Origin of the sequence: Pelomonas sp. BJYL3 (assembly GCF_027257975.1) — a bacterium.
In the GTDB taxonomy this organism is placed as follows: domain Bacteria; phylum Pseudomonadota; class Gammaproteobacteria; order Burkholderiales; family Burkholderiaceae_C; genus Roseateles_B; species Roseateles_B flavus.
This window is the reverse complement of the sequence record NZ_JANZKX010000001.1, coordinates 1002054-1014880: the sequence shown is the minus strand read 5'-3', so window position 1 is coordinate 1014880 and position 12827 is coordinate 1002054. Positions and strand designations below refer to the sequence as shown.

At 68.4% G+C, this 12827-nt stretch carries 9 protein-coding genes; 1 reads left to right on the top strand and 8 read right to left on the bottom strand.

The window, feature by feature from the left end; all coding sequences use genetic code 11:
* Nucleotides 1–41: 41 nt before the first annotated feature.
* From ccsB to O9Y01_RS04495, 3 genes are all read right to left on the bottom strand, one after another.
* Nucleotides 42–1391 (bottom strand): c-type cytochrome biogenesis protein CcsB, encoded by a 1350-nt coding sequence (gene ccsB / locus O9Y01_RS04505; RefSeq protein WP_269630280.1) that lies wholly within the window; start codon nucleotides 1389–1391, stop codon nucleotides 42–44.
* The gene (locus tag O9Y01_RS04500; RefSeq protein WP_269630546.1) at nucleotides 1388–3442 is read right to left on the bottom strand and encodes a cytochrome c biogenesis protein ResB; all 2055 of its coding nucleotides are present in this window, start codon (nucleotides 3440–3442) and stop codon (nucleotides 1388–1390) included. Before O9Y01_RS04500 ends, ccsB begins: the two co-directional genes overlap by 4 nt.
* Before the next feature lie 230 nt (nucleotides 3443–3672).
* Complete coding sequence (locus O9Y01_RS04495) at nucleotides 3673–4290, bottom strand: c-type cytochrome (protein WP_442952707.1); 618 nt, start codon at nucleotides 4288–4290, stop codon at nucleotides 3673–3675.
* 66 nt (nucleotides 4291–4356) lie between these two features.
* Between O9Y01_RS04495 and yihA the strand changes: the two genes are divergently transcribed.
* Nucleotides 4357–5139 (top strand): ribosome biogenesis GTP-binding protein YihA/YsxC, encoded by a 783-nt coding sequence (gene yihA, locus O9Y01_RS04490; RefSeq protein WP_269630279.1) that lies wholly within the window; start codon nucleotides 4357–4359, stop codon nucleotides 5137–5139.
* A 57-nt stretch (nucleotides 5140–5196) separates the two neighbouring features.
* On the opposite strand, the gene O9Y01_RS04485 is transcribed toward yihA, so the two are convergent.
* The 5 genes from O9Y01_RS04485 to groES all read right to left on the bottom strand — a co-directional run bounded on the left by O9Y01_RS04485 (nucleotide 5197) and on the right by groES (nucleotide 12727).
* The gene (locus O9Y01_RS04485; RefSeq protein WP_269630278.1) at nucleotides 5197–5997 is read right to left on the bottom strand and encodes a substrate-binding periplasmic protein; all 801 of its coding nucleotides are present in this window, start codon (nucleotides 5995–5997) and stop codon (nucleotides 5197–5199) included.
* A gap of 26 nt (nucleotides 5998–6023) precedes the next feature.
* A complete protein-coding gene (locus tag O9Y01_RS04480; RefSeq protein ID WP_269630277.1) occupies nucleotides 6024–8372 on the bottom strand; it encodes a patatin-like phospholipase family protein in 2349 nt (782 codons plus the stop codon).
* A gap of 16 nt (nucleotides 8373–8388) precedes the next feature.
* Nucleotides 8389–10395, bottom strand: coding sequence for a DUF1631 family protein (locus O9Y01_RS04475; RefSeq protein ID WP_269630276.1), 2007 nt, complete (start codon nucleotides 10393–10395; stop codon nucleotides 8389–8391).
* A gap of 220 nt (nucleotides 10396–10615) precedes the next feature.
* Nucleotides 10616–12253 carry a chaperonin GroEL gene (groL, locus tag O9Y01_RS04470; protein WP_183103858.1) on the bottom strand — a complete coding sequence of 546 codons (1638 nt, stop codon included), beginning with the start codon at nucleotides 12251–12253 and terminating at the stop codon, nucleotides 10616–10618.
* A 183-nt stretch (nucleotides 12254–12436) separates the two neighbouring features.
* On the bottom strand, nucleotides 12437–12727 hold the full coding sequence (groES, locus tag O9Y01_RS04465; protein WP_183103857.1) for a co-chaperone GroES: 291 nt from the start codon (nucleotides 12725–12727) through the stop codon (nucleotides 12437–12439).
* Nucleotides 12728–12827 lie beyond the last annotated feature (100 nt).

Genomic DNA, 12827 nt, shown 5'->3' with positions numbered 1-12827 from the left:
CCCCAGGCCCGAAAGCAGCTGCCGGGGCCGGGGGCAGGGGCTCACAAGGTGCCGTAGGAGTGGAGGCCGCTCAGGAACATATTGACCCCCAGGAAGGCGAAGGTCGTGACCAGCAGGCCGCCCAGGGCCCACCAGGCCGACACCGCCCCACGCAGGCCCTTCATCAGGCGCATGTGCAGCCAGGCGGCGTAGTTGAGCCACACGATCAGCGCCCAGGTCTCCTTGGGGTCCCAGCTCCAGTAGCCGCCCCAGGCCTCGGCTGCCCAGAAGGCGCCCAGGATGGTGGCGATGGTGAAGAAGGCGAAGCCCAGCGCGATGGCCTTGTACATCAGGTCATCGAGGGTCTGCAGGGGCGGCAGGCGGGCGGTGAGCGGCTCGCGCAGCAGCACGCAGACCACGAAGAAGGCCAGCACGCCGCCCATCTTGCGGATCCAGCCGTCCAGGCCGGCCAGGGTCTCGGGCTGCAGCGTCATGCCCACGCGTGCCAGCACCAGCACGCCCACCAGCGCGGCGGGCAGGGCGATCAGGCCGATCTGCAGGGCCCGCGGCGAGGCCGTCTTGAGCAGGTAGGCCAGGGCCACCATGGCCGCCAGCGCGAAGGTGCCGTAGCCGACGAAATTGGCCGGCACGTGGATCTTCATCCACCAGCTCTGCAGGGCCGGCACCAGGGGCTGGATCTCGTGGGCCTCGCGGGCCACCGTGTACCAGAGCAGGAAGCTCACCGCCAGGCTCACCACCAGCATCACGTAGGCGCCCAGGGCGCGGGTGCGGTAGCGGTCCTCGTAGTAGAGGTAGAAGGCGGCCGTCATCCAGGAGAAGAGGACGAAGACCTCGTAGAGATTGCTGACCGGGATGTGACCGATGTCGGGCCCGATCTGGTGGCTCTCGAACCATCGCACCATGGTGCCCAGCAGGGCCATGAAGACGCCGCCCCAGGCCAGCTTGGAGCCGATCAGCTCGGCCGTGCCGCTGCCCCGCCGGAAGAAGCCCAGCCAGTAGAACAGGGTGCTGAGGAAGAAGAGCAGGCTCATCCACAGGATGGCGCTCTGGCTGGCCAGCATGTACTTGAGCAGGAAGACCTGGTCCACGGCGCTGAGGTCCGCGCCGAAGTCATCCAGCTTGCGCTGGTACAGGCTGATGGCCAGCAGGCTGAAGCCGCCCACCAGCACGCTCAGCAGGCGCAGGGGACGCCAGAACCAGCCCAGCAGCACCAGGGACGGCATGGCGAAGGTGAGGATGCCCTTTTCGTAGCCGTCCATCGAGGCGCCATAGCGGCTGAAGGCAAAGCCGCCACCCAGCATGATGAGGGCTGCGAAGGCCCAGTCCAGGGGGGAGCGCTGCGCCAGCCAGCCGCGGCGGCCGACGATGAGGGGGGCGGTGGTGGTGTTCATGCGGTGTCCTTCAGCAGCTCGGACTTGAGGCGGTCGAATTCGGTGGCGGTGTCGGGCGACTCGCGGGTGGACGAGAGCGCCATGCGCACCCGCGTCTCCTCGCCCTGGCCGGGGGCGGCCTCGAGCCAGATCCACAGCCGGCGCTCCTTGATGTAGAGCATGGCAAAGACGCCGATGATCAGCAGGATCGCCCCCAGGTACACCAGGGTCTTGCCCGGCGCACGGGCGACCTGGAAGCCGCTGGCCTGGACCAGCTGGAAGTCCTCCAGCTGCAGCAGCAGCGGGGCGGGGTAGAAGACGGCGTCGGACAAGGACAGCACCGCCTGCGTCATGAAGGCCTGGGTCGCGGCGTCATTGGCGGGGGGCGGCAGCTGGGCCTGCGCGCGGCTGATCTTGAGCAGCTCATAGAGGCTGCCGTTGAGGATGCGCAGCAGCACCTCGGAGACCCGCGAGCGCTCGGCCTCGGGCACCTCGCGGTCCACGAACTGCGAGAGCGCCATCAGGCCGCCCCAGCCGTTGGCGGGCTTCTTGTCATCGGGCCGCACCGTGTCAGCCCCGGAGAACAGGCCCAGGGCCCGCTGCGCGGTGGCGGTCAGCTGGGGCAGCATCTGGGGCTTGTCGGTAGGCGTGGCTGCCTCGGCGTAGAGCCTGGCGGCGCGCTCGCGCAGCTCCGGCTTCTGCAGGGCCTGGCGCAGGCGCAGCCAGCCGTCCAGCGAGCCGTTCTCGTCGGCCGGAGCGCGCAGGTAGCGGAAGCCCTCGTTGAGTGACTCGCGCATGCCCAGCAGGAAGACGCGCTGGCCGTCCAGCAGCACCGGGGCCATGTAGTTGTTGAACTCGCGGCGCTGGCCGCTGGCGTCCACCAGCTTGTAGTTGAAGGACGGGCCGATGTTCTGCAAGGACTTCTCGGTCCGTGTCTTGGCGCCGCTGCCCAGATGGCCCTGCAGCGAATCGACCAGGTCCACCTTGCGCACGTCCGTGCCGCCCTCGGCGTTCGGCGCGCCGGCGTTGCCGCCCATGTTCTCGACGTTGATCACCCGAAGGCCGCTGAACTCCAGCCCCAGGCGCTGTGCCCCCTGCTGCAGCTCGGTGCTGGTGCCCACGCGACCCTGAAGGACGAAGGGCTCGGCGCCGTCGAGCGGGATGGCGCGCAGCTTCAGCAGGGAGCCACCGTCGCTGAAGTCGCTCTGGTAGATGGCGATGCCCTCGTGGATCAGGGGCTCGTTGACCTTGATGGTGGCGGCGCTGGTCTTGCCGTCGCGGTCATGGATCAGCACGTCGCTCGCGAAGAGCTTGGGCATGCCGGTGTTGTAGTACTCGACCTTGAACTTCTTGAGCTCGACGTCGAAGGGCAGGGGCTGCAGCAGCACGCCGTCGGTCATGCTCAGCACGGCCGTGCCGTTGCGCGAGCCCTCGGTGACGGTGAGCGTGCCGCGGAAGCTCGGGTTGCGGTCCGACAGCCGGTGCTGGGCCGGTACCTCGCTGATGAAGCCGCCGCCCTGGTAGACGCTCTTGCCCTGGGCCCACATGAGGGCCTTGACCAGCAGGTCGCCATCGAAAAGCCCGCCCAGGCAGATCAGCACGATGGCCGAGTGCGCCGCCAGGTAGCCGATCTTGTTGGCCGCGCCCTTGCGCGCGGCGATCATGATGCCGTTGGTGCGCACCTGGGCGCGGGCCTTCCAGCCGCCGCCGTCCAGCCATTGCGAGACCTGCTGCAGCGAGGCCTCCAGCGACAGCGGCAGCTGCCCCAGCGCCTTGTGCTTGTGCGCCTGCAGCGACTGCTCGCGGACCTGCTCCTTGTAGCTCTTCAGGTCCGCCAGGATCTTGGGCGTGTTGCGGGCGATGCACAGGGTGGTCGAGACCACCAGGAAGCCCAGGATCAGCAGGAACCACCAGGCGCTGTAGACCGTGTAGAGGTCCACCTTGCCGAAGACCTCGGACCAGAAGGGCCCGAACTGGTTGACGTAGTTGTTGAGCGGTTCACGCTGGCGCACCACGGTGCCGATCACCGAGGCGATGCAGATCACCGTCAGCAGGGCGATGGCGAAGCGCATCGAGGACAGCAGCTCGATGAATTCGCGGCCGGCGCCGGGGCCCTGCGGCCGCGCGGGCGGCGGCGCCTCGGGCGTGGTGGGACTGAAGGAGTCGCTGATGGAGTCGCTCATGAACCGAATTGTCGTCGCAGCGGCCGGCAAAGACCGGGGCCAAGAAAAAAGGCCGGCGCCAAAGCGCCGGCCTCTTGCCATGGATCAATTCGGGCGCTACGGCCCGGGCCGGCTGCGGATCAGCGCAGACCGGCGATGTAATCGGCCACGGCCTTGATCTCGCGGTCGTTCATCTTGGCGGCGATGGCGGTCATTTGAACGCTGTTGCCGCGCTTGCCGGCGCGGAAGCTGTTCAGCTGCAGCTCGGTGTAGTCGCTGTGCTGGCCAGCCAGGCGGGGGTACTGGGCGGGGATGCCGGCACCGTTGGGGCTGTGGCAGCCGGCGCAGGCGGGGATCTGGCGCTCGGCGATGCCGCCGCGGTAGATCTTCTCGCCCAGGGTCACCAGGGTCTTGTCCTTGGCGAAGCCGGGCTTGGCCTGCTTGGAGGCGTAGAAGGCGGCCACGTTCTTCATGTCTTCTTCAGACAGCGTGGAGGCCATGCCCTTCATCACTGCGTTGTCGCGCTTGCCGGACTTGAACTCGGTCAGCTGCTTGACCAGGTAGTCCGCGTGCTGACCCTGTAGGATGGGATTGGCCGGGCTGCCGCGCGAACCATCGGCCGTGTGGCAGGCCGAGCAGACCTGGGCCGAGATGGCCTGGCCCTTGTTGAGATCGGGCTTGGCCGGCGCCGGAGCTTCCGATGCACTGGCGGCAACGGTGAAGACGAGGCCCATCAACAGGAAAGCAGCATTCTTCATGAGTAAGGGGGTCTGTAAGCGCAACCGGCGGATTTTACAATGGCAAACTCAGCCCACTGGATCAACATGAGCAGCAATAACCCCAGCCAAGCGCCGCAAGCGGCCGAGACCGCCCCTTCGGACAAGACTGTGTTGGCTTGGACCCACACTGCCCGCTTCCTCACCACGGCGAGCCAGCTGCATCACCTGCCAGCCAGCGAGCTGCCGGAGATCGCCTTTGTCGGCCGCTCCAATGCCGGCAAGAGCACGGCCATCAACACCCTGGCGCAGCAGAAGCGCCTGGCCTTCGCCTCCAAGACGCCGGGCCGCACGCAGCACATCAACCTCTTCCATCTGGGCCCCAAGGACGCCCCCGATGCGCTCTTCGCCGACCTCCCAGGCTACGGCTATGCCGCCGTGGCCCGCGATGCCAAGCTGCGCTGGCAGAAGGTCATGGCCGACTACCTCGAGGTGCGCCGTTCGCTGTCGGGCGTGGTCCTGATGGTGGACTCCCGCCTGGGCCTCACCGATCTCGACCGCCAGCTGCTGGACTTCGTCGCCACGCGCGTGGCCAACGGTGAAGTCAAGCTGCTGGTGCTGCTGACCAAATCCGACAAGCTCAACCGCAAGGAGGCGCAGGCCGCGCTGGCCGCCACCCAGGAGGTGCTGGGGGGCATGGCCACCGAGGAGTCGGATGTCTCCATCACCCTCTTCTCGGCGCTCAAGAAGCAGGGCGTGGCCGATGTGGCCCACATCCTCTACGACTGGGTGCGCCAGGCCCCGGTGGTGCCGGCCATGCCGGACCTGGACGACCTGCCCGAAGACCCGTCCGCGGGCCCGGGCTCGGCGGGCGACGCCGACCTGCGCTGAGCCAGGCCGCCGCACGCTGAGCGCCGTCCGGGCGTTCGCACCGCCGGGGGCCTGCCGTCAATGACCGACGGCGGACGCGTTCGGGGCCGGCGTCAGCCAGCCTTCGGCGCGCATGGCCTGCAGCGTCGCGGCCAGCCGCGGTGCCAGCGCCGCATGGCGGGCATGAAGATAGGGATACAGCGCCATGGGCGAGCCCAGCTCGAAGAGGCGGTGCAGGGGCGGCGAGCGGGTCTCGCCCAGATGCGCCAGGCTCAGGACGAAGGTGCTGTCCATGTCACAGACGAAGCGTGCCCGGCCGCGGGCCAGCATGCGCACGGCGTTGTCGGCTGCCGAGATCTCGACCAGCCGTTCCGGCGGCAGCAGCTCGCGCAGGCGCTGCTCGCAGACCACCACGCCTCGCCGGTAGATCACCACGCCCTCGGTCCGCCGCAGCTCGTCCAGCGTCTGCGGGCGCCCCGACGTGCCGGTGCCGTAGATGCCGAATGAGGCCTGCATCAGGGGCGCGTCCACCCGCTGCAGCTCAGGGTGCAGCTCGCCATAGGCGGCGGTGCGCACCATCTCGCCGTCGACCTCACCGCGCTGCATGGCCAGCTCGGCGCGCCGGGCCGGCATTTCCTGCACCACCAGGCGCCAGCCCAGGCGGTGCAGGGCCTCGGTGAAGATGCGGCGCAGCCAGCGGCCGTCGCTGCTCTGGGCGTCGGTGCCGGTGGCCAGGCTCAGCGTGGGCTCGCTGGCGGCCGCGCTTGCGGCGGGCGCGGAGGCAGAGGCGGCACCGGCCATGCTGACGCTCGATGCCAGGGCCAGCGCCAGCAGGACCGGCAGCAGCATTCGACGCAGAAGAGGGGTGCGGGGCCGCATGCCCGAATTCTGCATCGCCCGCGGCGTCAGGGGCGGCCGATGAAGAGGTAGACCGCCGTGTCCGTCGTGCGCCCCTTGCCCAGGGCCAGGTAGAGGGGGCCCAGGCCGGTGTCCGCACCGATGAAGAGGCTGCCCGCCAGCTTGAGGCCGCGCAGGCTCACGTTCTGGCGCGTGTCCCAGGCATTGCCGGCCTCCAGCGAGCCGCCAACGAAGAAGCCGCGTGTCAGCACCGGCGTCTGGGCCAGGCGCTGGTAGTAGCTCAGGCGGCCGAAGAGCAGGGTGTTGCCGGTCAGCTGCCCGGGCTGGTAGCCGGAGAGCTGCTGGAAGCCGCCCAGGCTGTAGGGCCCCTGGGCCGAGTCCTCGGGCTGATGGGCATTGAGACCGCGCAGGTGCAGGTTCAGCGTATGGCGGCCCCAGCTGCCCACCAGGGTGCCCTGCAGTTCGGTGCGGCTGAAGGCGTCACTGCGGCCGCCCGGCTGGTTCTGCTTGCCCGCCGTGTGCTCGAAGGTCGTGCGGTAGCCGCGCTGCGGGAAGTTGGCGAAGTCCAGCTGGTCCACCACCACCTTGAGGCGCAGGCCGGTCTCGGTCCAGGTCTTGTTGAGACGCTGCTGGTCGGCCTCGCCCAGCTGGCTGGGATCCACGGTGATGAGGTCCGGGTGCACGCGCCAGTGCTCGCGCACCAGGCCCAGCCTGACCTCGCCCAGGCGGCCCCAGGGCTGGCCCACATCGAGACCATAGCGCAGGCTCTTTCGGCCCAGACGCGCCAGGCCCTGGCCGGTCTCGGCGTTGTAGAGGGTCAGGTTGTGCCGCTCGATCTCGCCCCAGCTGGAGACGAACCAGTCATTGCTGGTCCCCAGCTTCTGGATCAGCGGGTGATACAGCTCGGTGTAGAGGCGCGGGCTCTGGCCGATGGTCAGCTGGTTGCGCCATTCGGTGCCGTTCGGGGTCAGCCAGTGCCTGTTGTGGCTGATGCGCAGGTTGAAGGCGCTCTCGCCGTTGAAGTCGGTGCTGAGGTCGATGCCGGCGCGGAAGTAGTTGGGGCCCCAGGGCTTGTCTTCCATCATGAAGACCAGCTGGTTGCCCTCGCTGTGCTCCTCGACGTGGTAGTCGACGCGCACGAAGTCACCGGAGGAGGCCAGGAAACGGGCGTCGCGCTCGGCACGCTCGGCATCGAAGACCTGGCCGGGGCGAGCCTCCAGCTGGTCCTTGAAGCGCTCCGGATTGGCCACGTCGCTGCCCACGAAGCTGATGCCCGCCAGCACGGGGGCGGGAGGCTGGGCGTGGGTGCGGGCGAGCAGCCAGTCGGCATAGGCCTCGGGACTGATGGCGAAGGCGCGCAGCTGGGGCAGGGCCTGCTCGGCGGCCGCCTCGCCCAGGGCGATGAAGTCCTTGCTGCGCTCGAAACTGCCCGAGCCCATGCCGTTGAGCTGCGGCGTGATCAGCAGGTCCTCCTGCCAGAGGCTGGCGATGGAGCGCTGCACGTTCTGCTCGGTGAGGATGTTGATCATCTGGGCCGTGACGCCCACCAGCGAATTCAGCGAGTCGCGGCCGGACAGCGGCGTGCCCACATTGATGGCGATGACGCGCTCGGCGCCCATGCGCCGGGCCACGTCCACCGGCAGGTTGTTGACCAGGCCGCCGTCGCCGAGGATGCGGCCATCGTCGCTCTCCACCGGGGCGAAGACGCCGGGCACGCTCATGCTGGAGCGCAGGGCCTGGGCGAGGTCGCCGGACTCGGACACGACCTGGGCGCCGCTTTCCATGTCCGTTGCGACGGCGCGGAAGGGCGTGGGCAGCTGGTCGAAATGGTCCACCCCGCGCACGGGCAGGGTCAGTCGGCGCAGCAGGGCGTCGAGGCCCCGGCTTGACAGGGTGCTCTGCGGCACGCGCACCTCGCCGCCTCGCAGGCCCAGCTCCAGCACGGCGGAGAACTCGAAGTCCTCCTCCTTGCGCCGCTGCGAGAGCTGCTGGCGCTCGACGCGGCTGGCGAACATGCGGTCCCAGGCGATCTGCTGCATCTCGCGTTCCAGCTCGCGGGCGTTCATGCCGCTGGCGTAGAGGCCGCCGATGATGGCGCCCATGGAGGTGCCGGCGATCACGTCCACCGGGATGTGCTCCCGCTCCAGCACCTTGAGCACGCCCACATGCGCCAGGCCGCGGGCGCCGCCGCCGGACAGCACCAGGCCCAGACGTGGGCGGGCGCCCTGCGGCTGCAGCATGCCGGGCGCCGGCAGCTCGGTCGCGCGGGGCGGGGGCAGGGACTCGGCCCGGGCTGCCTGCAGGGGCAGGGCCAGCGCCAGCAGCACCAGGGGGCGCAGCAGGGCGGAGCGCCCGGACACGTGGCGGGCGGCGGTGCCGGGGCGGCGGGGCTGCATGCGGGGCTTCACCGGCTCAGGGGGCGTCGTCCAGGTCCTGCATGAGGGACGAAACGGCCCGCTGCACCAGGGTGTCCTCTTCCAGGGCCGTGATCAGGCCATTGGCCAGCAGCTGCTCGATGGCGCCCCGCGTCAGCGAGTGGCGTTCGTCGGCGTCCTGGCCCACGAAGAGGAAGAACTGGCGGCTCTCGCTGATCCAGGCGATCTGGGCGGTGATCCACTGGCTCTGCACGAACATGTGGTACCAGTTGCCCACCTGCAGATTGCCCATCCAGGCCTGCAGGGCGATGCGTGAATCCGGCGAGCTGGACTCCGAATAGAGGCCCACCGGCACCGTGGGCAGCTCGCCCCGGTTGACCTGGTCATGGGCCCAGCGCGAGGGCATCTGCGACTCACGCTCGTTGAGCAGCTGCTGCAGCAGCTCCTCGGGGCTGAGGTCGCGGCGCGGCACCGGTGCGCGGTCCTGCGGCGCGGTGTGGTGATGGGCCGGCAGGCCGCTCAGCACGCGGCCATGCTGGTTCATCAGGTCCTGGAGCACGACCTGGCGCTTGTCCGCCGGGAAGGCGATCAGGTCCATGCCGGCCTCGATGCGCTTGATCAGGCCGGGCAGGCGGCTGCGCAGCTGGGTGCGGGCGATCTCGCTCTGGCGCTGCTGGAGGCTGTCCAGCAGCTCGTCCACCAGCTCGATGCTGGCCTGGGCCTCGGGCGCCTCGCGGCCGTGCAGCACCATGTTCTGCACGATGACCTCCACCCAGGGCTTGAGCAGGAACTTGCGCAGCGTGGGGCTCAGGGCGGTGTCGGAGAGCTGTTCCCGCAGCTGGCCCTGCAGCAGCTCCAGCCATGCCACGCGCTGGCCTTCACGCTCCAGCGCGGCCAGGGCAGAGGCGCTGCGCTCTCCGTGGCGGCTTGCCTGCTCGCGGATGTGCTGGTCGACCAGGCCCAGGGCCTGCTGGAACTGCAGGCCGGTCAGCAACTGGGCTTCCACCAGCTGCTGGACGATGCCGTTCATGAAGTCCAGGAACTGACGCAGGCGCTCGTCGTCGGCCCGCTGGAAACCGGCGCCATGGGCGGCCACACGGTTGAGCAGGCTCCACACCGGGTGGTCCTGGCGTCGCAGCAGGCTGGGGTCGGTGCGGGACAGCCGGGCCACGGCCACCTGCAGACGCGACATGAGCGCCTTGACCGGCGGCAGCAGCTTGGGGTCGGCCAGGATCTGGTCGTAGAGGCGCGTCAGCAGGTCGCCACCGCCGCGCAGCAGGGTGTTGGGGCCGAGGGCCTGGGAAGTGCTCGAGCCGCTGCGCAGGGCCTGGGGCCGGGAGTTGATGGCATCGACACGTCGCGCCAGGGTGTCCAGCGTGGGGTTGACGCCCGGGACGGCGGCCTGGCGCAGCCGGGTCTCGATGTCGCGCGTGCTGCCGATGCCATAGCCTTCCACCAGCGGCGCGAGCTGGGCGCTGCGCATCTGGTCGCACAGGCGCTGATAGATCAGGCCCAGGGCCTGTGTCACATGAGGGGTGGCCACCTTGGTCATGGCGTAGCAGCCCTCGCCATCCAGCTGCATGTTCTGGATGGCGGTGACCAGGGCATTGGCAAAGACGGCCGGGCGCAGGGGGTTGTCCTGCTTCATGGGGCGGGCGATGCCCCGCAGCGCGGCGAAGAAGTTGACCAACTGGTGCAGCTCGGGCCGCGAATGTTCCTCGACGGCCGAGACCACGTGTGCGATGGACACGTCCTGCAGGGCCTGCTTCTCGTCCACGAGGCTCAGCGACTGCAGGCCCAGCGAGCCACTGCGCCGCTGCAGGGGGTCCTCGCCACGCCGGGCGGATTCCAGCAGGGGCTGGAGCGCGGCCTGGAAATCGGTGGCGAAGCGACCCTTGTTGACGGCCCAGGCGTACTGCAGGGCGTGAAGCAGGGGATCGGCCTTGAGGTCGTCCTGGATCTGGTGGGCCACGGTGTGGCTCATCGAGGGCATCTGCACGATGACCTCGTCAACCAGGGATTGCAGGCTCGGGGCGTTGGACATGATGTTCCGCATTATGAAGCCGGCATGACACAGGAACCTGGGACGGGCGGTCCGCCTCCTGCCATTTGAGCGACAGAGTGCGCACCCGGGCGGCAAGGCCCCTTCATGTGAGGGGGATTGGCAACAGAGACGCCGCGGCCGCCCATGAAAAAACCCGCGAGGCCGGGCGGCCGTCGCGGGTTTCAGAGAGGCACCGGCAGGGACTGCCGGGGGCCTGGACTTACATGTCCATGCCCATGCCGCCCATGCCGCCGGGCATGGCCGGGGCAGCGGACTCGTCCTTCGGGGCTTCAGCGACCATGCACTCGGTGGTCAGCATCAGCGAAGCGACGGAAGCGGCGTTCTGCAGGGCGGTGCGGGTGACCTTGGTCGGGTCCAGGATGCCCATCTCGATCATGTCGCCGTAGGTGTCGTTGGCGGCATTGAAACCGAAGTTGCCCTTGCCTTCCAGGACCTTGTTGATCACGACGCTGGGCTCGCCACCGGCGTTGGACACGATCTCGCGCAGCGGGGCTTCGATGGCCTTCAGGATCAGCTTGATGCCGGCGTCCTGGTCAGCGTTGTCACCCTTGATCTCGCCAGCGGTCTGGCGGGCGCGCAGCAGGGCCACGCCACCACCGGCCACGATGCCTTCTTCCACGGCAGCGCGGGTGGCGTGCAGGGCGTCTTCCACGCGGGCCTTCTTTTCCTTCATCTCGACTTCGGTGGCTGCACCGACCTTGATGACGGCCACGCCGCCGGCCAGCTTGGCCACGCGCTCTTGCAGCTTTTCGCGGTCGTAGTCGCTGGTGGCTTCCTCGATCTGGATGCGGATCTGCTTGACGCGGGCTTCGATGTCAGCGGCTGCGCCGTTGCCGTCGATGATGGTGGTGTTTTCCTTGCCCACTTCGACGCGCTTGGCCTGACCCAGGTCAGCCAGGGTCACCTTCTCGAGGCTCAGGCCGACTTCTTCGGCGATGACCTTGCCACCGGTCAGGATGGCGATGTCTTCCAGCATGGCCTTGCGACGGTCGCCGAAGCCCGGAGCCTTGACGGCCACGACCTTCAGGATGCCGCGGATGGTGTTCACCACCAGGGTGGCCAGGGCTTCGCCCTCGACGTCTTCAGCGATGATCAGCAGCGGACGGCCGGCCTTGGCCACGGCTTCCAGCGTGGGCAGCAGGTCGCGGATGTTGCTGATCTTCTTGTCGAACAGCAGCACGAACGGGTTGTCCAGGATCGCGGCTTGCTTTTCCGGGTTGTTGATGAAGTAGGGCGACAGGTAGCCGCGGTCGAACTGCATGCCTTCGACGACGTCCAGCTCGTTGTTCAGGCTCTTGCCGTCTTCAACGGTGATCACGCCTTCCTTGCCGACCTTGTCCATGGCGGAGGCGATGATCTCGCCCACGTCGGAGTCGCTGTTGGCCGAGATGGTGCCGACCTGCGCGATTTCCTTGGAGGTGGTGGTGGCCTTGGAGGCGGCCTTCAGCTGCACGACCAGGGCGGCCACGGCACGGTCGATGCCGCGCTTCAGGTCCATCGGGTTCATGCCGGCGGCCACGTACTTCATGCCTTCGCGCACGATGGCCTGGGCCAGCACGGTGGCGGTGGTGGTGCCGTCACCGGCGTTGTCCGAGGTCTTGGAAGCAACTTCCTTGACCATCTGGGCGCCCATGTTCTGCAGCTTGTCCTTCAGTTCGATTTCCTTGGCCACGGACACACCGTCCTTGGTCACGGTCGGGGCGCCGAAGGAACGCTCCAGCACCACATTGCGGCCCTTGGGGCCCAGGGTGACCTTGACGGCGTTCGCCAGGACATTCACACCTTCGACCATGCGTGCACGGGCGTCGGAACCAAAGACCACGTCTTTTGCTGCCATGTTGATTTCTCCGAAATTCTTGGGGTTTGCGTTGGCGGCTTCCTTGCGCTCAGGCGGCGCCAAGGAAGCGCGTAGCGAGCGGCTGGCTGGCTAGGCGGACGGAGCGCAGGGACCGGAACGTAGCAGCGCTACGTGAGGATCCCGAGCACCGCCCAACGACGCCAGGCAGCCGCGCAGTAGCGATTACTTGGCGACGACGGCGAAGAGGTCTTCTTCGCGCATCACCAGCAGTTCCTCGCCGTCCACCTTGACGGACTGGCCGGAGTACTTGCCGAACAGCACGCGGTCGCCCACGGCCACGTTCAGGGCCACGAAGTCGCCCTTGTCGTTGCGCTTGCCAGGACCCACGGCCAGCACTTCACCCTGGTCGGGCTTCTCGGCGGCGTTGTCGGGGAGGACGATGCCGGAGGCCGTCTTGGTTTCGTTTTCCAGGCGCTTAACGATCACGCGATCGTGCAGAGGACGCAGTTTCATCACATCTCCTTGCTGAGAGTCTTGGGTCGTTGCGGGCCGGACGCCGGGAGGGCGCCCCAGCCATCACATCGGGACAAACCGGAGGAATCCGGGTTGTTAG